1 protein-coding gene is annotated in these 347 nt (G+C 32.3%); it reads right to left on the bottom strand.

Translation table 11 applies throughout. The features are described 5' to 3' along the window. Window positions 1–15: 15 nt before the first annotated feature. A partial coding sequence (locus HMPREF0023_RS16010) for a transposase (RefSeq protein ID WP_008942603.1) occupies window positions 16–347 on the bottom strand: 332 nt, incomplete at its 5' end.

Here is a 347-nt window from a genome sequence, read left to right as displayed (position 1 = left end):
AGGACTTACGCACTGTTATTTATAGACTCTCTGTGGTAGCAGATGATTTTTATCGAGAATAAAGTCATCAATGAAGTTTTTGATCATTGGTCTAAATAATTTCTTCTGCCAACGATATACATTTTCAAAGATCCCCTCAAACTGGTTCTTTTGTATCTCAACGTAGGCCATTAAGGCTGAAAAAATATGATTCAAAATCAGTTTAGACCGTCTTACTTGAAACTTTTCAATATGACAAACCTGTTTAATCACTCGGTGATATTGTTCTATTTTCCAATGACTTGAATGTAATTCATGAAAACCCTCAAAGGACAATAAATCATCTTCATCTTGATACACAATATAAA

Origin of the sequence: Acinetobacter sp. ATCC 27244 (assembly GCF_000156555.1) — a bacterium.
Classification (GTDB): Bacteria; Pseudomonadota; Gammaproteobacteria; order Pseudomonadales; family Moraxellaceae; genus Acinetobacter; species Acinetobacter haemolyticus.
The sequence above is the reverse complement of the archived record's forward strand: the minus strand, read 5'-3'. Positions and strand labels throughout refer to the sequence as shown.